Origin of the sequence: Rhizobium sp. CF080, from assembly GCF_000282095.2 — a bacterium.
Lineage (GTDB): Bacteria > Pseudomonadota > Alphaproteobacteria > Rhizobiales > Rhizobiaceae > Neorhizobium.
In genome coordinates this window covers 177,800-196,222 of the sequence record NZ_AKKC02000008.1, presented here as the reverse complement: position 1 = coordinate 196,222, position 18,423 = coordinate 177,800, and the positions used below count along the sequence as shown (strand labels likewise).

Genomic DNA, 18,423 nt, shown 5'->3' with positions numbered 1-18,423 from the left:
TTATCCGCTAGACGGGAATATTGTTGGCCTCCGCGAACCGCACAAGCAGAGCGCGGATCGGCTCCGACGACCTTATATCGTCGAGTGCTGCGTTCAATTCGGCGGACAGCTGGTCGATGTCAAGTCCGAGCAGCATAGCCTTGACCGGACCGATCGAGGTCGGGGACATGGAAACCGAGCGGAAACCGACCCCGAGCAGTGCCATGGCCGAGAGCGGCTTGCCCGCCATTTCGCCGCACAGCGTCACCACCGTCTTGTTGCGTTCGCCGGCCCGCGCGATATCGCGCAGAATGCGCAGGAACGGTTTGCCGAGATTGTCGAAACGATCGGAAACCCGGGCATTGCCGCGGTCGGCCGCCATGGTGAACTGGAACAGATCGTTCGAGCCGACCGAGACGAAGTCCACTTCCGCCATCAGCTCGTCGAGCTGCCACATCAGCGCCGGCACCTCCAGCATCGCCCCGAACTGCAGCTTGCGCGGCAGGCTGTGGCCGAATTTCGAAAGATGCTGCACTTCCTTCTGCATCAGCTCGCGCACCGCGTGGATTTCCGAAACCTCGGTCACCATCGGCAGCATCATCTTGAGCTCGGCGCCGGCGGAAGCCCGCAGCAGCGCCCGAAGCTGAGTGCGCAGAAGTCCGGGCCGGTCAAGCGACAGGCGGATCGCCCGCCAGCCGAGCGCCGGGTTTTCCTCTTCCTGGGCGCGGAAATAGGAGACGACCTTGTCGCCGCCGATATCGAGCGTGCGGAACGTCACCGGCCGGCCGGCCGCCTGCTTGATGACGTTGCGGTAGAAGCTTTCCTGCTCCTCGAGCTTCGGCATGGTCGAGGCGATCATGAACTGCAGCTCGGTACGGAAGAGGCCGATGCCATCCGCGCCGGATTCGGCAAGCTGCGGCAGATCCACCAGCAGGCCGGCATTCATCTGCAGGCTGATGCGCTTGCCGTCCTTGGTGAGCGGCTCGACGTCTCTCAGCGCCTTGAACTGCTCCTGGCGGCGGGCACGCAGGCGTACCTTTTCCTCGTAGGCCTTCTGCAGGTCGAGAACCGGCCTCAGGTGAATCTGGCCGTCGTCGCCGTCGATGATGATCGGATCGCCGTTTTCGGCAAGCGCCACGACACCGGCCGCCTGGCCGACGACCGGAATGCCCATGGCCCGCGCGACGATCACCACGTGGCTGGTCACCGCTCCGTCTTCAAGCACCAAGCCGCGCAGGCTGGCGCGCGGATAGTCGAGCAACTCGGCCGCCCCCATGGCGCGGGCGAGAATGATCGCGTCCGCCGGGAACCCTTCATCGAAGGCGCGGCCGGAAAAACCGGTCAGCTGGCGCAGAAGCCGGTTGGCCAGATCGTCGAAGTCATGCATCCGCTCGCGCAGATAGGAGTCGGTCAGGCGCATCATCCGCGCCTTGGTATCGCTCTGGACCTTCTCGACTGCCGCTTCCGCCGTCAGCCCGTTGTGGATCGCCTCTTCCATGCGGCGGACCCAGCCCTGGTCGTGGGCGAACATCCGGTAGGTCTCGAGCACCTCGCGATGCTCGCCTTCCTGGGACACTTCGCGCCGCGACAGCATGTCGTCGATGGAGATGCGCAAGGACCCGAGCGATTCCGCCAGCCGCTGGACCTCCTTCTCCGCGTCTTCGTTGAGAAGATTGGTCACGACGATGCGCGGCTCGTGCAGCACCACATGGCCAAGGCCAATGCCTTCGTTATAGGCGTCGGCGTCGATAGTGATGGCACGGGTGAGGTCGAGTTCGAGGCCGGGCCTCGTGATCTTCTTGAGTTCGCCGGTGGCGATCATCTCGGCGATTACCATCGCCGTGGTTTCGAGCGCCTCGACCTCGTCCTCGCGATAGTTGCGGCTCGCCTTGTTCTGGACGACGAGAACGCCGAGCGTACGGCCGGCCCGCAGGATCGGCACGCCGAGGAAGGAATGGTAGATTTCTTCGCCGGTTTCCGGGAGGTAGCGGAACGCCGGATGCGCCTGCGCGTCGGAAAGGTTGAGCGGCTGGGCGGACGCGGCGATCGTGCCGACAAGGCCCTGGCCCATCTTCAGCTGCGAAGTGTGGACGGCCTCCTTGTTGAGGCCTTCGGTCGCATAAAGCTCGAGAACGCCGTCGGAGCGGAGCACATAGACCGAGCAGACCTCGGCCACCATGTTGCTGGCGATCTGGCGGACGATCCGGTCAAGGCGCTCCTGTGGCTCGAGCGGCTCCGCCATCAACTCGCGTAGCCGCTTCAACAGAACGCGCGGACCTGCCGACAGGTCTCTCATCGCCTATGCTCTCCCGAAACGAGGTCACCCCAACCGCAAGACGGCGCCCCCAACTGCCGACGCGTCCAAACGGTTCATTCTCAACTCTTATCGAGACCGTAAGCGGAATGCAAAGTCCGAACAGCGAGTTCCGAATAGGCACCGTCGATCAGGATCGAAATCTTGATTTCCGAGGTGGTGATCGCCTTGATGTTGATGGATTTTTCGGCAAGTGCCTTGAAAGCGTGCGCGGCAACGCCCGCATGGCTGCGCATGCCGATGCCGATGACCGACACTTTCGCCAGGCCTGATTCGGTCTGAACGACGTCGAAGCCGATCTTTTCCTTGTTGTCGTCGAGCACCTTCATGGCCTTCTGCACGTCTCCGGAAGGCACCGTGAAGGTCATGTCGGTGCGCGAACCGTCTTCCGACGTGTTCTGCACGATCATGTCGACATTGATATGCGCTTCGGCGAGCGGGCCGAAGATCGCCGCCGATACGCCCGGCCGGTCGGCAAGGCGCCGGAGCGAAATCTGCGCTTCATCCTTGGCATAGGCGATGCCGGTGACGACTTCCTGTTCCACGATTTCTTCCTCGTCGCAAATCAAAGTACCGGGCGGGTTCAAAAGGTCACCCATGCCCGGCGCATCGGGATCCTCGAAACTGGAACGCACGAAGGTGCGGACCTTGTGGACCATGGCGAGCTCCACCGAGCGCACCTGCAGAACCTTCGAACCGAGCGATGCCATTTCCAGCATTTCTTCGAAGGAGACCTTCTTCATGCGCCGCGCCTGGGGCACGATACGCGGGTCGGTCGTATAGACGCCGTCGACGTCCGTATAGATGTCGCAGCGGTCGGCCTTGACCGCAGCCGCGATCGCCACCGCCGACGTATCGGAACCGCCGCGGCCAAGCGTGGCGATCCGGTTGTCGGGGCCGAGCCCCTGGAAGCCGGCGACGACGGCCACCTGGCCCTCGCCCATGCGCTTGATGAGCTCGGAACCATCGATTTCCATGATCCGTGCCGCGCCATGGGCGCTATCGGTGCGGATCGGGATCTGCCAGCCCTGCCAGGACCGGGCATTGATGCCCATCGACTGAAGGGCGATGGCAAGGATGCCGGACGTCACCTGCTCGCCGGATGCGACGACCGCATCATATTCGCGCGCGTCGTAGAACGGCGAGTTCGCGCCGGAGACCTTCGGCATGTCCTGCACCCAGCCGACAAGCTCGTTGGTCTTGCCGGACATCGCCGAGACGACCACCGCGACCTCGTGTCCGGCTTCGACCTCCCGTTTCACATGGCGCGCGACATTGTGAATGCGTTCGAGATTGGCGACCGAAGTGCCGCCGAACTTCATGACGATGCGAGCCATACCGACCAAAACCACTGTTTCGCCTCAAGATTCGGGAGCCTTGGGCGTCTGCTTTCAAACCGCCTCGAAATCCCGCCGTTTGTGTCGGGATATCCAAGTTGCGGGGTCTCTTATCGAAAAGGCTGAAAAGGCGCAATGGTCAGAACATAGCCGAACGGTACGCTCGACATAAAGCGCCGACTATGACGAACGCAAAAGGACCGCCGGAGGCGGCCCTCATCATCTACCTATCCCATTGATCCCGCTGGCGGTCGACCTGCGAAACAGGCTTAATTGTTAGAGCCGCCCTGCATCCCGCAATTACCGGGGTTGTTACGGCATTCATTCATTTCTCCCTCGTAGCGCTCTGTCCGTCCGGTATCAGCGCGCGACGGCGAAGAACGGCGGTCGCGATCCCAGTTGTCGCGGTCGCGATTGCCTTCCCAGCGCGGCGGCCGAGGCGGCTGCCGGTCGCCCGGGCTCCAGCTGCGATCCCGATCGAAGCGTGCCGGCGGCCCGTCACGGTCCCAGCGCGGCGGCGGGGGCGGAGGCGGCGGAAGACGTGCATCGCGCCTCCAGTCGTAGCGGTCCCAGCGATCGCGATCACGGTAGAAGTCGCGGTTGCGATAGTAGCGGCCCCAGTAGTTGCCCACGTCGAAGGTGACCATCGGAATGCCGAGGCCCTCGTAATAGTCGGGTGCCACATAGACGCGGTTGGAACGATAGGTCGCCTGCACGTAATTGCCGGACACCCAGCCTCGACCGCCGACAAAGGCGACGTCGCACCAGTTGACACTGCTCATGCAGCCATAGATCGTCACTGACGCACCGACCGGAATGACGTCAACGGCCGGATAGCCGGTGCTAGGTCCGGACCGCATGTTGACATTGGCCGTAGCGACACCGCGCACGGCCGCATCCGCAATCGACGGCGCCACGAACAGGGCGCAAAGTGCCGCAACGGACATCAGAATTTTCTTCACGGGCTTCCTCCTGAGAAACCGAATAACGTTCGAACCGGCTTGACCATCTACCGAACGGATTACCTCGGCATATCAATGTTCGATACATCCCTATTGTTCCAGCATGCCTCTGAATGGCGCATGAATAAACCGTTTGGCCGGCGTTAACCTTTGGCCGGCCCGGTCGACTGCCGCTCGGCGATGTGACAGGCGAGTTCCACCCGCCGCGCCGGGTTTGCGAAACCCGTCATCCCGTCCCTCAAAAGATCGAGCGCCACGGCACCCAGCTCGCGCATCGGAATATGCACGGTCGTCAGCGGCGGATTGAGGAAGGCGGCCTGCGGCAGGTCGTCCATGCCCATGACCGAAACATCGCCCGGCACCGTATAACCCATCTGCTGCACGCCCATCATCGCGCCGACGGCGAGACTGTCGCCGGCAGTCAGCACGGCCGTGAAATCGAGCCCGTTCTTGCGCAACCGCTCGCTCACCGCCTGGGCAGCGAGCTCCGGCAGCCAGTCTTCGACCGGCACGACCAGATCCGGGGGGCACGGAAGTCCATGATGCTGATAGGCATCCTGCCAGCCCTCCCGGCGCCGGTCGATCGTCCGCCTTCCCGGGCGCATCAGGAACAGGATACGCTTGTGCCCGAGCCGGATGAGATAGTCGGCGGCCAGATGCGCCGCAGAACGATTGCAGGGCGTCACGCTCGAAAGCCGCATCATCGGATCGTCGCCGTTGATCAGCACGACCGGCTTGCCGAAGCCGCGGGTGGCGTCGAGCATGCCTTCGTCGTCGACGGTCAAAAACAGCAGGCCCGCGACGTCGGGATCGACCCGCGCCTCTTCCAGCACCACCTTTTCCTCGGACTGGTCGGCAACGGCGCGGGTGACGATGTCGAGCCCGAGCGCCTGCGCCCGGTCCCGCAGGCCCTCCAGCACATAAAGCGTGAACTGGTTGCGCACATAGTCGATCATCGCGGCACTCGAGGCGGCGAGGATCACCTTCTTTCCCGCGACCGGCGCGGGCATGGCGTAGTTGGCGTCTTTCGCGGCTTCGAGAATCCGCTGGCGGATGTCGGCGCGCACGCCCTTCTCCCCGGCCAGCGCCCGCGAAACGGTGGAGAGCGATACGCCCACCTTTTCCGCAATATCCTCCAGCCGCACCCGCCGGCTTTTCTTGCCGCGCTTGCCCGGCACGATCGTCGCCGTCATGACATCCTCCCCTTCACCGATGCGCACACTGCAAAAAATTTTCAGATTGCGCAATCAATTTTCAGATGTTTTCATAGGTCATCGCTCGGGAGAAGCGGATCGAAAATGCTGCGCAGCAAATGCTGCAGCAAAGGGAGGAATTGAGACATGGGCCTTTCAGCCCGGGACATCCGTGAAAAGCTTGACCGCCTCGTGACCGGCATGACCGGGCTTCGCGACGACGGTCGTTTCCACGAACCCAATCTCGACGGGACCGCCGGCGACTATATCTCTTTCGAAAGCTGGGAATGGCCGCAGGGCGTCGGCCTCTATGGCCTGATCCGGCTGTGGCTGTTCACCGGTCGCGAAGATTTGAAGGCGCTGATCGAGAACTGGTACGCGTCCCGCATCGAAGCCGGCCTCCCGACGCTCAACGTCAACACCACGGCGCCGATGCTCGGCCTCTCCGTCCTCTGGCGCGAAACCCGCGACCCGCGCTGGCAGCCGGTCCTCGACGCCTGGGCCGACCGCGTCATGAGCAGCATGGGCCGCACCGAGGAAGGCGCCTTCGAGCATCACGTTTCCGACAAGGTCAACGACGACGAACTCTGGGACGACACCCTTTACATGGTCGCCCTCTTCCTCGCGTCCTACGGTGAGGCAAGCGGCCGCCGCGAACTGGTCGACGAGGCGGCAAAGCAGTTCCTCGTCCATTCCCGTTACCTCGCCGACACCAGGACCGGCCTCTGGTTCCACGGCTGGACGTTCCAGGGTCGCCACAATTTTGCGGAAGCCCGCTGGGCGCGCGGCAATGCCTGGATCACCGCCGGCATGCTCGATCTTTTCGACCTTGCCGAGATTTCGAAGCCGGTGAAGGATTTCCTGCTCGGCGTGCTGACGGCGCAGGTCAACGCGCTGCTGCCGCTGCAGGCCGCCTCCGGCGCCTGGCGCACCCTGCTTGACGATCCGTCGTCCTACGAGGAAATTTCGGCGACCGCAGGCTTCGGTTACGGCCTGCTGAAAGGCTACCGCCTCGGCCTCGGCACCCATGAATGGCGCGTCGCCGGCCTCAAGGCCGTTGAAGCTGTTCTCAACAATATCGACGAAACCGGCACCGTGCTCAACGTCTCCTATGGCACGCGCATGGGCCATGATCTGCAATTCTATCGGGATATCCCCATCCAGCCGACCGGCTACGGGCAGGCGCTTTCGATCCTGTGCCTTTCCGAAGCCATCCGGCATGTGGAAACGGGAGGCGAGACGCCATGACGATGAAGGTTCTCTACGGGGCCGGCCCCAACGACATCAAGACCTATGACACCGCGCGCCTGCGCGGCGAATTCCTGATCGAGGACCTGTTCCAGGCGGACAAGGTCTCCTTCACCTACACCCATGTCGACCGCCTGATCCTCGGCGGTGCGGTTCCGGTATTGTCGACGCTGAGCTTCGGCTCCGGCGAGGACATCGGCACACCCTTCCTGCTCTCGGCGCGCGAAATGGGCATCGCCAATCTCGGCGGCACCGGGGTCGTCTCGGTCGACGGCAAGAGTTTCACCCTGGAAAACCGCGACGTCCTTTATATCGGCCGCGGCGCGCAGGACATCTCGGTCGCCAGCGCCTCGGCGGACAAGCCCGCCCGGTTCTACATGAACTCGGTTCCCGCAGGCGCCGATATCCCCCACCGCCTCATCAAGCGGGCGGAATCCAAGATGCTGACGTTTGGCGATGCCAGGCGCGCCAATCTGCGGAACCTGCGGATGTACATCCATCCGGAAGTCACGCCGTCCTGCCTGCTTCTGCTCGGGATTACCGATCTCGCCGATGGCAGCATCTGGAACACCATGCCGCCGCATCTGCACGAGCGCCGCATGGAAGCCTATTGCTATTTCGATCTGCCCGAAGAAGAGCGTGTGATCCACGTCATGGGCCGCCCGGAAGAGACGCGCCACCTCGTTGTGAAGAACCTCGATGCGGTGCTGTCTCCCGCCTGGTCGATCCACATGGGCGCCGGCACCGCGCAATACGCCTTCGTCTGGGGCATGACCGGCGAGAACCAGGAATATAACGACGTGGCCACGGTGGCCCTGAGCGAGCTGAGATAAGACTGCCATGAACCCCGAAGCAAACTGGATGCGAAAGACGTTGAAGCCGGGCGAAGCCGTCCGATATTGGCAGCTCGGCCCTATTGCACAAGAACGTTTCGACGTGCCGGACGCCCCGATGAAGGGCGAGATGGACCCATTCTTCTTTCTGACCAAGGTCAAGAACTTCATCCCGCACGAATATCCCTGCCGCACCATCTTTGCCGAGACCTATCGCGGCAAGCGCCCGGATGTCCGCGGTTTCTTCGATGCCACCCGCTGGTGGCTGCCTTTCGGCTCGCCGCGGCTCGATCTCTCGGGCTTCTGGTTCCGCCCGACCCGGCTCGCCACCTGGACGCGCACCTATATCGAGGCGGAAACCGCGGGCACGGCAAAGATCCGGCTCGGCACCTGCGGCGGCGCGGTCATCTGGGTCAACGGCACGGAAGCCGGCTGGATGGCGCCCTATAGCCGCAATCTCGAAGCCAAGCAGGAATTCGAACTGCCGCTCGTCGCCGGCCTGAACGAGATCACCCTGTTCTTCGACGACCTCGCCGAACGCGACGCCCGTTATTTCTACCAGTTCGATTATGTCTCTGGCCCGGCCGCCAGCGTCGCCCTGCCCGTTCCGGTCGCAAGCACCGTCGCAGCCAGCCTCGAAGCGGCGCTCGACACCATGTTTTTCGACCGCCAGCATTATTTCGGCGGCGACATCACTCTGCTCCTCTCCGAGCCCCTGCCGGTCGAAGTGCAGGTCAATGTCGCGGTCGAAGGCGATTTCATGTCGCGCGAGCGCTTCGATTTTGACTTCACCCTGCCGGCTGGCGCCACCAGCCTCAATGTCGGCCCCTCGGAAAAGGCGCCCGCCGATTTCCGCCATTTCCGCATCACGCTGAATGCCGGCGGCTTCGTCGTGTCCCGTTCGCTCGGCGTCGAGATCTGCCATGCCGAAAGCCAGGGGCAGGCTCCTGCATCGCTGACCGATCGCATTGGCGAAACCCTGGCGCAAATTTCGGAAAATTCCGAACGCGACACCGTGCGCGCCTTCGCCCGTCTCGCCAGCGGCCGTTCCGGCCCCGATACGGATGCGATGATCGAGGAGATCCTGCCCTCGATCGAAGACTGCCACGATTGCGCCGACTTCTCGCTCGTCCCGCTCATCTGGTCGCGCACCGTCTGGGGCAAGGACATCAACGAAAAGACCCGTGCCCGCATCGACGGCGCCATCCTCAACTACCGTTACTGGATGGATGAGCCGGGCAATGACGTGCAGTGGTATTTTTCCGAAAACCACGCCCTGCTCTTCCATACCTCGGCCTATCTCGCCGGCCATCTCCTGCCCGACGCCACCTTCGCGCGCTCCGGCCGCAAGGGTTCCGAACAGAGCGCCGTCGGTGCCGCCCGCGTCCGCGCCTGGCTCGACCATTTCGAACATTGGGAAATGGCCGAATTCAACTCGGCGCCCTATTTCCCGATCGACCTCAAGGGCCTGACGGCGCTTGCAGCGCTCTCGCCGGACAAGGATATCGCCAACCGCGCCAAAGCCGGCATCGTCCGCCTCTGCGAAATCATCGCCCGCTCCGCCCATCACGGCATGGTCACCGCGGCTCAAGGGCGCTCCTACGAGCACACGCTCTGCGCCGGCCGGTCGCTGGAACTTTCCGGCGTCGCCCGCCTGCTGTGGGGCAAGGGCTGGTATGGCCGTCGGGTGCATTGCCTGCCGCAGATGGCCGTCTGCCTGCGCGACCACGGCCTCGAAATCCCGTCCGAGCTTGCCGCGATCGCCGATCACCGCGGCAGCCAGCACCAGGAATGGCGTTTCGCCCAGGGCGAAAACTCCTTCGCCGCGCTCTATCACTACAAGGGCGAGCACTTCGCCATGGGCTCGACGGTTCATTACCGCTGGGACGAATGGGGTTACCAGGAAACCGTTCTGCACCTGCGCCTCGGCGACAAGCCTGAGGCCGCGATCTGGATCAACCATCCGGGCGAGACCATCCAGTTCGGCTATGGCCGCCCGTCCTATTGGGGCGGCTGCGGCACCATCCCCCGCGCCCAGCAGTATCGCGGCCTGGCGATCCTGGAATTCACCACCTACGAGGAACAGCCGGATTTCACTCATGCCTGGTTCCCGAAGGCGGAGTTCGACGAAACCAGCGTTTCCGGCGGCATGGCGCTGGCCCGTTCGGGCAAGGGTGCCGTCTTGCTGATCAGCCCCTCGAAGCTGGAGGCTGTGACCGAAGGGCCATCGGCCGGGGCGGAACTGCGCCAGTACGGCCAGAAGACCCGTTGGATCGTCCGCGTCTGCGAGGCGAACAATCTCATGGCCGTCGAGTATCGCTTCAGCGGGCTCGCGGCGCGGCAGGGGCCTGACGGCACCGTCGTTATCGACGATCCGGAATATGGTACCGTCCGCTTCAGGAAGGACGGCTCCGTGGAAGCCGAAGGCCGCGTCATCGCGCGGGCGGATTATACCGTGAGGGGCGAAGCAACGATGCTGGGCTCCGCATAACGAGGATTTTTCAGGTTAAGGCGCACAGAAGTGCGCCTTAAGGAAACCGGACGGGAGGAGGCCCTGTCCACTTAGAGGAGGAAATGAGCATGAAAACCAAATCGCTTCTGGCGGGCGCAGCGCTCGCCCTTCTCATGTCGACGGCGGCGCATGCCGGCGACGTGCGAATCATGTGGTATTCGGACGGCGTCGAAGGCGACGTCATGAAGGACCTCGTCGGTCGCTTCATGAAGGAAAACCCGGGCATCAACGTCATCCTCGACAACGTATCGTACAGCGTCGTCAGGGAACAGCTGCCGGTCCAGCTGGAAGCCGGCAACGGCCCGGACATCGCCCGTGTCGCCCAGATCAAGGACAATTCGAAGCACTGGCTCGATCTGCGCCCGCTGGTCAAGGATGCCAAGTATTGGGACGATAATTTCGGCGCTCAGGCGGACTGGATGCGTCCGGACGGTTCCAACCAGATCTCCGGCTTCATGACGCAGATCACCCTGACCGGCGGTTTTGCCAACAAGACCTTGTTCGACCAGGCCGGTGTTCCGCTTCCGGGCCCGAAGGCCACGTGGGACGAGTGGGCCGCAGCCGCCAAGAAGGTCAAGGAAAGCCAGAAGACCCCGTTCTCCATGGCGATCGACCGTTCCGGCCACCGCCTGACCGCTCCGCTCCTGTCCTACGGCGCCAACTATATCGGCAAGGACGGCAAGCCCGCCCCGCTCGACAAGGGCGCCAAGGATTTCCTGACCAAGTTCGTCGGCTGGGTCGGTGACGGCTCCTTCTCGAAGGACGTCTGGGTCTCGGCCGCCGGCAACACCTATCGCGCCGCCGCCGACGACTTCATCAACGGCCAGCTTCCCTTCTATTATTCCGGTTCCTGGCAGGTGGCGAACCTTGCCACCAAGATCGGCAACAACTTCGACTGGGTGGCGACCGGCAGCCCCTGCGGCCCGGCAGCCTGCACCGGCATGCCCGGCGGCGCGGCACTCGTGGCGGTGAAATATACCAAGAACCCGAAAGAGGTCGCAGCCCTCATGGACTGGCTCGCCCAGGAGAAGATCGTCAAGGAATTCTCCGAGCGGACCCTCTTCCTGCCCGGTCACAAGGGCGTGGTCGACAAGGGCGGTCTGGACTTCAAGACCGACAATGCCTTCGCCAAGGCGGCCCTGACTAAATATGTCGAGGCATCCAAGACCACCGCCGACACCGCCCTGAAGCTGCCCGGCTGGCGCTGGTCCGACACAGTCTATGCCGCGATCGTCACCCGCGTCGGTCAGACGCTCGCCGGCGAACTAAAGCTCGAAGACGCGTTCACGCGCATCGACGCGGATATCGCCCAGAAGGTCAAGGATAGCGGCCTTTGATGGCGGTTGCTACCCACCTTCCGACATCCACTCTCCCCCGGTTTGGGGGGGAGACCACCGCCTATTTGGTTCTGGAAACGGAACGCAGCCACGGACTCCCTCTTCTCCCCAGCGGGGAGAAGTGCCGAGCGAAGCGAGGCGATGAGGGGGCCACACGGCAATCCCTTTCCGTCCTGAGGCTGGCGCCCCCCCTCATCCGACCCTTCGGGCCACCTTCTCCCCGCTGGGGAGAAGAGGGAGTGACCCCATGACCGCACCGACGCCCTCACCCACCCTCACCGAACGCCTCGGCAGCCTCCTCATGGCGCCCGTGCATCTCCTGATGCGCGCGATCGACATCCCCCTGCGCGCCGTCCAGAAGGCGGCGGGCATCGGCGGCATGGCGACCGTATTCCTTGCTCCGAACATGCTGATCTTCGGCATTTTCGTGCTCCTGCCCCTCGTCATCAACTTCGTCTACTCGATGACCGGCGGCACGGCCTTCTTCCTCACCGAGCGCCAGTTCGTCGGCGCCGACCAATATGCCCGTCTGTTCCAGTGCGCCAATTATCTCGATCCGATGTCCTGCCAGGAGGATGCCTTCTGGACCGCCGTCGGCAACACGTTCTGGTTCGTGGTCCTGCAGGTCTCGCTGATGATCCTGACGGCGCTGATCACCGCGCTGATCCTCAACCGCGATCTCGCCGCCCGCTCCTTCTGGCGCGCCGTGTTCTTCTTCCCCGTGCTCCTGTCGCCTGTTGTCGTCGGCCTGATCTGGAAATGGATCCTGCAGCGCCAGGGCCTGCTGAATTTCGGCCTCTACCAGTTCGGCGTCGAGCCCTATACCTGGCTCACCGACCGCAACTGGACCTTTGTCGCCACGATCGGCGTATCGCTCTGGGCACATATGGGCTTCTATGCGCTGATCCTGCTCGCCGGCCTGCAGGCGATCCCGAAGGATCTCTATGAAGCGGCAGAAATGGACGGCACCAAGCCGGCGCGCGTCTTCTGGCGCATCACGCTGCCGCTGCTCATGCCCAATCTCCTGGTCGTCGTGGTGCTCGCGCTCATCCGCGCCGTGCAGATCTTCGACGAGGTCTACGTACTGACGGGCGGCGGTCCGGGCACCAGCACGCTCTACCTCACCCAATATATCTACGAGACCGGCTTCGCCTCGGCACTCCGCAATCCGGGCCTTGCCGCCGCCGCCTCGATCCTGATGGGCCTCGTGCTCGTCGTTCTGACACTGATCCAGCTGGGCATTGGCCAGCGCGGCGAAAAGAAGGGGAAACGCTGATGGGTGTCGCCTCCCGTTTCATTCTGCGCCGCCGCGGCGGCAAAAGCTGGCACTGGACGGATATCGTCACCTGGGTCTGGCTCGTCGGCGGACTGATCATCATGTTCGGCCCGGCCGTCTGGCTCGCCTTCTCGTCGTTCAAGACACCGGCGGCACTTGCCGAGTTCCCGCCCTCCATCCTGCCTTACGTCACCAGCCAGGCCACGGTGCAGGGTTACGACAAGCCGCTGCAGCTGTTCGACGCCAAGATGCCGGACGGTTCGACCAAGGTGCTGGCCGAAGTGCGCCGCATCGGCCTCGTCGCCCAGATGGTCGATCCGAAGGCGCCCGGCGAAATCGTCCGCGTCAACATCAACGATCGCACCCCGGTCCGCTCGGTCTCGTTTGCCACGGAAAACTACACGACGCCCTTCACCCAGTTCGATTTCCTGCAATACCTGTGGAATTCCGTCTTCGTGACGGTGACGGCGACGCTGATCACCCTGATCGTCAATTCCATGGCCGCCTTCGCGCTGTCGAAATACGAATTCCGCGGCCGCTCGCTCGCCATGCTGGTTATCCTTGCGACTCTGATGGTGCCGCTTTCGGTGATCATGGTGCCGCTCTATTCGATCATCTCGTCGCTCGGGCTGTTCAACAATCTCTGGGGCGTCATCCTGCCGACGGTCGCCACCCCGACCGGCGTGTTCATCCTGCGTCAGTACATGCTGACCATCCCGGACGAACTGATCGACGCGGCGCGCATGGACAAGGCGTCCGAGTGGCAGATCTACTGGCGCATCGTCCTGCCGCTGACGGCGCCGGCACTCGCGGTGCTGGCGATCTTCTCGGTCGTCTGGCGCTGGAACGACTTCCTGTGGCCGCTGATCGTGCTGTCGCGCCGCGAACTCTACACCCTGCAGGTGGGCCTCAGCATCTATTCCGGCGAGCTGAACGTCCAGTGGCACTTCATCCTGGCGATGACGGTCGTGACCATGATCCCGGTCGTGCTGGTCTTCATCTTCCTGCAGCGTTTCATCACCACCGGCATTGCCGGCACCGGCCTGAAATAAGGATCACCGATGGGCGAGATCACACTCACCAAAATCAAGAAATCCTTCGGCGCGGTCGACGTCCTGAAGGACATCGACCTCGAGATCAAGGACGGCGAGTTCATCGTCTTCGTCGGCCCGTCCGGCTGCGGAAAATCGACCTTGCTGCGCACCATTGCCGGCCTCGAAAAGGTCTCCAGCGGCGAGATCGAGATCGACGGCAAGCGCGTCAACGAGGTGTCCGCAGCCGATCGCGGCCTTGCCATGGTCTTCCAGTCCTATGCGCTCTATCCACACATGAGCGTGCGCCAGAACCTCGCCTTCGGGCTGGAAAATTCCAACATGCCGAAGACCGAGGTCGCCGAGCGCATCCTCGAAGCCGCCCGCATGCTGGAGATCGAACCCTATCTGGAACGCCGGCCCGGCCAGCTTTCCGGCGGCCAGCGCCAGCGCGTCGCGATCGGCCGCGCCATCGTGCGCCGCCCGACTGCCTTCCTGCTCGACGAGCCGCTGTCGAACCTCGACGCCGAACTGCGCGTCTCGACCCGCGCCGAACTCGCAGCCCTGCACGGCCGCCTCGGCTCGACGATGATCTACGTCACCCACGACCAGGTGGAGGCGATGACGCTCGCCCACCGCATCGTCGTGATGCGCGCCGGCAAGATCGAACAGGTCGGCACCCCGCTCGATCTCTACAACACGCCCGCCAACCGCTTCGTCGCCGGCTTCATCGGCGCGCCGCACATGAATTTCCTCGCCGGCGAAGTCACTGAGCTGCAGAACGGCGCCGCGACGCTTGCGACATCCGGCGGCCACCGCCTGCTCGTGCCGTTCTCGGGCCATTCCCTCTCCGTCGGCGACAAGCTGACGATCGGCATCCGCCCGCAACACATCACGCTCGCCAATGATCCCGGCAGCCTCAAGGTGAAAGTCCGGCTGGTCGAAGCGCTCGGCTCCGAAACGGTCATCCATGCGGATCTGAACGGCGAAAAACTCCTCGCCGTCGTTCCGGGCCAGAAGCTCATTTCACCGGGCGACGAAGCTCACTTCTCCGTCGCCGGCGCCCCGCTGCACCTGTTCGACCGCAATGGGCTGAGGGTGAAGGGGTGCTGATTTCCAGAATTGCCCCTCACAAATACCCCTTGAAAAACACCAGCATCGCCCGCCGCATCGCCGCCGTCTCGCGATGGCCGACGCCTGCCTCCGGCAGGAAGACCAGCGCGCCGAGCGCTTCGGCCTTCAGATAAGCCGCCTCCGTTTCGGCAAAGGCGCGCTCCACCGCGTCAGGCGGCGTCAGCGGGTCGTCCCAGCCGATGCAGATCAGCTGCGGCCGCGGCGCCGCCAGTCCGGCGATCTCGCCGATCGATGTTTCCTTCAGCAGCCCCGGCACGGTCAGGTAATGGCCGTGCAGATCATGGGCGCCGGTTTCGATGAGCGTCGCGAAATCCGCGTAGCAGCATAGGTGCGCATTCGCCTTCACCCGCGGGTCGATCGCCGCCAGGAAATAAGCAAGCGTCGCGCCCATCGACAGCCCCGCGACGCCGATCCGTTGCGGATCGACCTCCGGCCGCCCTGCAAGCCAGGTCAGCGCCGCGGCCTGTTCCGAAAGCATCTGCCCGAACAGCGTTTTCCCGTGCCAGAGGGCCGCCTTGGTCGCCGCATCCTCGGTTACCCCGGCGCGTTCGCCGAACGTCGGCATGTCGATGCACAGGACCACATATCCCTCACGCGCCAGCGCCGGCCCCGGCGCATCGAGCAGAGCCGGCCGGCCCTCGATCAGTTCGGAGGCGCCGATATCCCACCGGGCGCCATGCGCGTGGGCATGCAGGATCGCCGGCCCCGCAGTCAGGAAGCCTTCGCTCGGCCGGGTCAGGAAGCCGCGCACTTCCGTCCCGTCGCCCAAGCGAAACCGCAGCCTCTCGAGAATATAACCGTCCCGGATTTCCGCGGAACTGTCCGTAAGCGTCAGGACAGCCTCCTCGAAGGCAAGCAGCTCCTTCAATCGCTCAACCGTGATCGCCATCGCCCCTCCTCCCGGCTGATCATCCTTGCCCTCCAAGCGAGGACGACTGCCTTTTGTGCCCCGCGGCTTTTCAAAGACATAGACGAAAACTCCTCCTCTCGCATCCCCGCCGTATGATCAGGTGCCTACAATCGACCCGTCCCGTTTCGGCTACACCGGCCCGCATGACCGGCGAGGCGGGACCGGTGCCTTGGTGATCTGCTGTCATGCAGGTGGGCCATCAGGGGCTGCGCAGAAAATGGTCCCCCTCTCGCCTTTTGGCGGGGCGTGCGTGTGTCGCACACAACCCGGTATGGCATCCGCAAGGACTTGAAGCCCGTGCCGCCGCAGAGGGACCGGAGTTGCGCGGAAAAACATGACCGAACGGGACACGTCGCGTGTCACCTAACTAAATTTATTACGAGGCACACGACGTGTCCCGGCCGAACCTGGGTTTGACCCCAGGGTGACGAAAGAAACCGAGATCGCCAAGGACGGAGTCCGTCTTGCAAGAAGTTCAGGGAAGAACATGGATAAATCGGGTTTGAGCGACTACGAAAGGCTTCGCGCCGAACAGCATGAAGAGTTATGCCGAGCCACGGCGACCATCACCTTGATGGGCACCGGCTTCTGTCGCCTGCGGGCCTGCCGCCGCCGGGGTGTCTGCAGCGGCCCGATGGTCCCGTCAGCGCATCAGCTCTGGAAGGTCCGCGCCCAGCAGGAGATCGGCCTGAGTGGCAAGGCCTGCGCCGATCTTCCGCTTTGCATCGCCAATCGCGAACCGAAATATTATGAACTCTTCCAACAGACCATGCAGAAGCTCCAGCAGGTAGCGATCGATGAACCGAATCTCGACGTGCTCTGCGCCTGCATCCTGGTTGCGGCAAGGCGGCGCGCCAAGAAACATCTCTTGACTTCTCGCCCGCTGCATCCGACTTCAACGATAGAACAAGGAGCAGGACCATGACCGAAGCCGCCCGCAGCACGCTCGATCCCCGCACGACGATCGACCAGAGCGAAGTCGACCGGTTTTCCGCGATGGCCGCCGAATGGTGGGACCCGACCGGCAAGTTTAAGCCGCTCCACAAGTTCAACCCCGTGCGGCTCGCCTATCTCCGCGATCGTATTGCCGAAAATTTCGGCCGCGATCCGAAGAGCCACCTTCCCCTGTCCGGCCTGCGCATCCTCGATATCGGCTGCGGCGGCGGCCTGCTCTCCGAGCCGATCGCCCGCATGGGCGCCACCGTCGTCGGCGCCGACCCGTCGGAAAAGAACATCGGCATCGCCTCCACCCATGCGGCGGAGACCGGCACTTCGGTCGATTACCGCGCCGTCACCGCCGAACAGCTCGCCGAAGCCGGCGAGACTTTCGATGTCGTGCTCAACATGGAAGTGGTGGAACACGTCGCGGACGTCAATTTCTTCATCACCACCTGCGCCAACATGGTCCGCCCCGGCGGCCTGATGTTCGTCGCCACCATCAACCGCACCTTTAAGGCAGGCGCGCTTGCGATCTTCGCCGCCGAAAACATCCTGCGCTGGCTGCCCCGCGGCACCCATCAATACGAAAAGCTGGTCCGCCCGGACGAACTCGAAAGACCGATCTCGGCCGCCGGCATGGACATCATCCACCGCACCGGCGTCTTCTTCAATCCCCTCCAGGACCGCTGGAACCTCTCGCCGGACATGGACGTGAATTACATGATGCTGGCGAAACGGCCGGCGTGAGGCAACTTCCACGGCCTGCCGTTCCTGTGATAAGCTCCGAGCATCCCGTTTTGGAGAAGTCGATGACGGAAGCTGTGAAAATTACCGTGACGCTGGAGCCGGACATCGAGGATTTCGTCCGCGATCAAACAGAGCGTGGCTCGTTCACATCCTCCGGCGAATATATTGAGACCGTGCTGCGCGAGCGATACGAGCGAGAACGCGCCCGCGAACGGCTGGACGCGGAATTGCAGAAGGGTCTCGATGATGTTCGAGCCGGCCGGCTGGTGCCGATCGACGAAGCATTTGCGGAAGTCCGCAGACGGTTGGGCATCACTAAAAGCGGGCAGTGATGAAAGTCACCCTTTCTCGGGAAGCCATCGAGGATCTCGTCAGGATAGGCAACCATATCTTTCCGTCAAATCCTGCTCGAGCAGATACTTTCGTCACCGAGCTGGAAAGCAAGTGCCTCCAATTGGCGGAAATGCCATTCGCCTTTTCCAGAGTCCCTCATAGCAGCACTGCCCACATCCGCCGCCGGCCGCATGGGAACTACCTTATCTTTTACAAAATCCTGGATGCCGAATTGGTCGTCTTGAGGATCCTGCATGGCGCCCAGGACCACGAAAGCATCCTCTTCCTGGAAGAATAACATTCTCGCCCTCTCCCGCTCGGCTACAATGCCGCCGAAA

The 18,423-nt window shown here is 63.3% G+C and carries 16 protein-coding genes; 11 read left to right on the top strand and 5 right to left on the bottom strand.

Annotation, left to right across the window (positions count from 1 at the left end):
• Positions 1-7: 7 nt before the first annotated feature.
• The 4 genes from ptsP to PMI07_RS18275 all read right to left on the bottom strand — a co-directional run bounded on the left by ptsP (position 8) and on the right by PMI07_RS18275 (position 5,785).
• Positions 8-2,275, bottom strand: coding sequence for a phosphoenolpyruvate--protein phosphotransferase (gene ptsP / locus PMI07_RS18290; RefSeq protein WP_024163908.1), 2,268 nt, complete (start codon positions 2,273-2,275; stop codon positions 8-10).
• An 80-nt stretch (positions 2,276-2,355) separates the two neighbouring features.
• Positions 2,356-3,630 carry an aspartate kinase gene (locus PMI07_RS18285; protein ID WP_037087471.1) on the bottom strand — a complete coding sequence of 425 codons (1,275 nt, stop codon included), beginning with the start codon at positions 3,628-3,630 and terminating at the stop codon, positions 2,356-2,358.
• 269 nt (positions 3,631-3,899) lie between these two features.
• On the bottom strand, positions 3,900-4,592 hold the full coding sequence (locus tag PMI07_RS33705) for an SH3 domain-containing protein (protein ID WP_024163907.1): 693 nt from the start codon (positions 4,590-4,592) through the stop codon (positions 3,900-3,902).
• Between the two features lie 143 nt (positions 4,593-4,735).
• The gene (locus PMI07_RS18275; protein WP_007771782.1) at positions 4,736-5,785 is read right to left on the bottom strand and encodes a LacI family DNA-binding transcriptional regulator; all 1,050 of its coding nucleotides are present in this window, start codon (positions 5,783-5,785) and stop codon (positions 4,736-4,738) included.
• Positions 5,786-5,932: 147 nt separating this feature from the next.
• On the opposite strand from PMI07_RS18275, the gene PMI07_RS18270 reads away from it, so the two are divergent.
• From PMI07_RS18270 to ugpC, 7 genes are all read left to right on the top strand, one after another.
• Positions 5,933-7,033: a glycoside hydrolase family 88 protein gene (locus tag PMI07_RS18270; protein WP_007771783.1), complete on the top strand. Its 1,101-nt coding sequence runs from the start codon at positions 5,933-5,935 to the stop codon at positions 7,031-7,033.
• Positions 7,030-7,866, top strand: coding sequence for a 5-dehydro-4-deoxy-D-glucuronate isomerase (gene kduI / locus PMI07_RS18265; protein ID WP_007771786.1), 837 nt, complete (start codon positions 7,030-7,032; stop codon positions 7,864-7,866). The genes PMI07_RS18270 and kduI overlap by 4 nt, the downstream gene beginning before the upstream one ends.
• Positions 7,867-7,873: 7 nt before the next feature.
• Positions 7,874-10,357 carry a hypothetical protein gene (locus tag PMI07_RS18260; protein WP_007771788.1) on the top strand — a complete coding sequence of 828 codons (2,484 nt, stop codon included), beginning with the start codon at positions 7,874-7,876 and terminating at the stop codon, positions 10,355-10,357.
• Between the two features lie 89 nt (positions 10,358-10,446).
• The gene (locus tag PMI07_RS18255; RefSeq protein ID WP_007771790.1) at positions 10,447-11,715 is read left to right on the top strand and encodes an ABC transporter substrate-binding protein; all 1,269 of its coding nucleotides are present in this window, start codon (positions 10,447-10,449) and stop codon (positions 11,713-11,715) included.
• 247 nt (positions 11,716-11,962) lie between these two features.
• On the top strand, positions 11,963-12,991 hold the full coding sequence (locus PMI07_RS18250; RefSeq protein ID WP_007771798.1) for a sugar ABC transporter permease: 1,029 nt from the start codon (positions 11,963-11,965) through the stop codon (positions 12,989-12,991).
• Positions 12,991-14,043: a carbohydrate ABC transporter permease gene (locus PMI07_RS18245; RefSeq protein WP_007771799.1), complete on the top strand. Its 1,053-nt coding sequence runs from the start codon at positions 12,991-12,993 to the stop codon at positions 14,041-14,043. The genes PMI07_RS18250 and PMI07_RS18245 overlap by 1 nt, the downstream gene beginning before the upstream one ends.
• Positions 14,044-14,052: 9 nt before the next feature.
• Entirely contained in the window at positions 14,053-15,135 is a 1,083-nt protein-coding gene (gene ugpC / locus PMI07_RS18240) for a sn-glycerol-3-phosphate ABC transporter ATP-binding protein UgpC (RefSeq protein WP_024163906.1), read from the top strand.
• Between the two features lie 16 nt (positions 15,136-15,151).
• Here the strand turns inward: ugpC and PMI07_RS18235 are convergent, their stop codons facing one another.
• The gene (locus PMI07_RS18235) at positions 15,152-16,045 is read right to left on the bottom strand and encodes a dienelactone hydrolase family protein (RefSeq protein ID WP_007771879.1); all 894 of its coding nucleotides are present in this window, start codon (positions 16,043-16,045) and stop codon (positions 15,152-15,154) included.
• A gap of 508 nt (positions 16,046-16,553) precedes the next feature.
• On the opposite strand from PMI07_RS18235, the gene PMI07_RS18230 reads away from it, so the two are divergent.
• From PMI07_RS18230 to PMI07_RS34320, 4 genes are all read left to right on the top strand, one after another.
• Positions 16,554-16,991: a hypothetical protein gene (locus tag PMI07_RS18230; RefSeq protein WP_007771881.1), complete on the top strand. Its 438-nt coding sequence runs from the start codon at positions 16,554-16,556 to the stop codon at positions 16,989-16,991.
• The gene (gene ubiG / locus PMI07_RS18225) at positions 16,988-17,752 is read left to right on the top strand and encodes a bifunctional 2-polyprenyl-6-hydroxyphenol methylase/3-demethylubiquinol 3-O-methyltransferase UbiG (RefSeq protein ID WP_024163905.1); all 765 of its coding nucleotides are present in this window, start codon (positions 16,988-16,990) and stop codon (positions 17,750-17,752) included. Before PMI07_RS18230 ends, ubiG begins: the two co-directional genes overlap by 4 nt.
• A gap of 62 nt (positions 17,753-17,814) precedes the next feature.
• Positions 17,815-18,084, top strand: coding sequence for a hypothetical protein (locus PMI07_RS18220; RefSeq protein WP_007770977.1), 270 nt, complete (start codon positions 17,815-17,817; stop codon positions 18,082-18,084).
• On the top strand, positions 18,084-18,383 hold the full coding sequence (locus PMI07_RS34320) for a type II toxin-antitoxin system RelE/ParE family toxin (protein ID WP_007770976.1): 300 nt from the start codon (positions 18,084-18,086) through the stop codon (positions 18,381-18,383). Before PMI07_RS18220 ends, PMI07_RS34320 begins: the two co-directional genes overlap by 1 nt.
• Positions 18,384-18,423: the final 40 nt, after the last annotated feature.

What these genes read in the sequence shown, in the direction of transcription:
- PMI07_RS34320 (WP_007770976.1), top strand. Translation starts at nt 18,084, where the DNA reads ATGAAAGTCACCCTTTCTCGGGAAGCCATCGAGGATCTCGTCAGGATA.
- ptsP (WP_024163908.1), bottom strand. Translation starts at nt 2,275, where the DNA reads ATGAGAGACCTGTCGGCAGGTCCGCGCGTTCTGTTGAAGCGGCTACGC.
- ubiG (WP_024163905.1), top strand. Translation starts at nt 16,988, where the DNA reads ATGACCGAAGCCGCCCGCAGCACGCTCGATCCCCGCACGACGATCGAC.
- PMI07_RS18285 (WP_037087471.1), bottom strand. Translation starts at nt 3,630, where the DNA reads ATGGCTCGCATCGTCATGAAGTTCGGCGGCACTTCGGTCGCCAATCTC.
- PMI07_RS18260 (WP_007771788.1), top strand. Translation starts at nt 7,874, where the DNA reads ATGAACCCCGAAGCAAACTGGATGCGAAAGACGTTGAAGCCGGGCGAA.
- PMI07_RS18275 (WP_007771782.1), bottom strand. Translation starts at nt 5,785, where the DNA reads ATGACGGCGACGATCGTGCCGGGCAAGCGCGGCAAGAAAAGCCGGCGG.
- PMI07_RS18270 (WP_007771783.1), top strand. Translation starts at nt 5,933, where the DNA reads ATGGGCCTTTCAGCCCGGGACATCCGTGAAAAGCTTGACCGCCTCGTG.
- PMI07_RS18230 (WP_007771881.1), top strand. Translation starts at nt 16,554, where the DNA reads ATGGATAAATCGGGTTTGAGCGACTACGAAAGGCTTCGCGCCGAACAG.
- PMI07_RS18220 (WP_007770977.1), top strand. Translation starts at nt 17,815, where the DNA reads ATGACGGAAGCTGTGAAAATTACCGTGACGCTGGAGCCGGACATCGAG.
- PMI07_RS18235 (WP_007771879.1), bottom strand. Translation starts at nt 16,045, where the DNA reads ATGGCGATCACGGTTGAGCGATTGAAGGAGCTGCTTGCCTTCGAGGAG.
- PMI07_RS18245 (WP_007771799.1), top strand. Translation starts at nt 12,991, where the DNA reads ATGGGTGTCGCCTCCCGTTTCATTCTGCGCCGCCGCGGCGGCAAAAGC.
- PMI07_RS18250 (WP_007771798.1), top strand. Translation starts at nt 11,963, where the DNA reads ATGACCGCACCGACGCCCTCACCCACCCTCACCGAACGCCTCGGCAGC.
- PMI07_RS18255 (WP_007771790.1), top strand. Translation starts at nt 10,447, where the DNA reads ATGAAAACCAAATCGCTTCTGGCGGGCGCAGCGCTCGCCCTTCTCATG.
- ugpC (WP_024163906.1), top strand. Translation starts at nt 14,053, where the DNA reads ATGGGCGAGATCACACTCACCAAAATCAAGAAATCCTTCGGCGCGGTC.
- kduI (WP_007771786.1), top strand. Translation starts at nt 7,030, where the DNA reads ATGACGATGAAGGTTCTCTACGGGGCCGGCCCCAACGACATCAAGACC.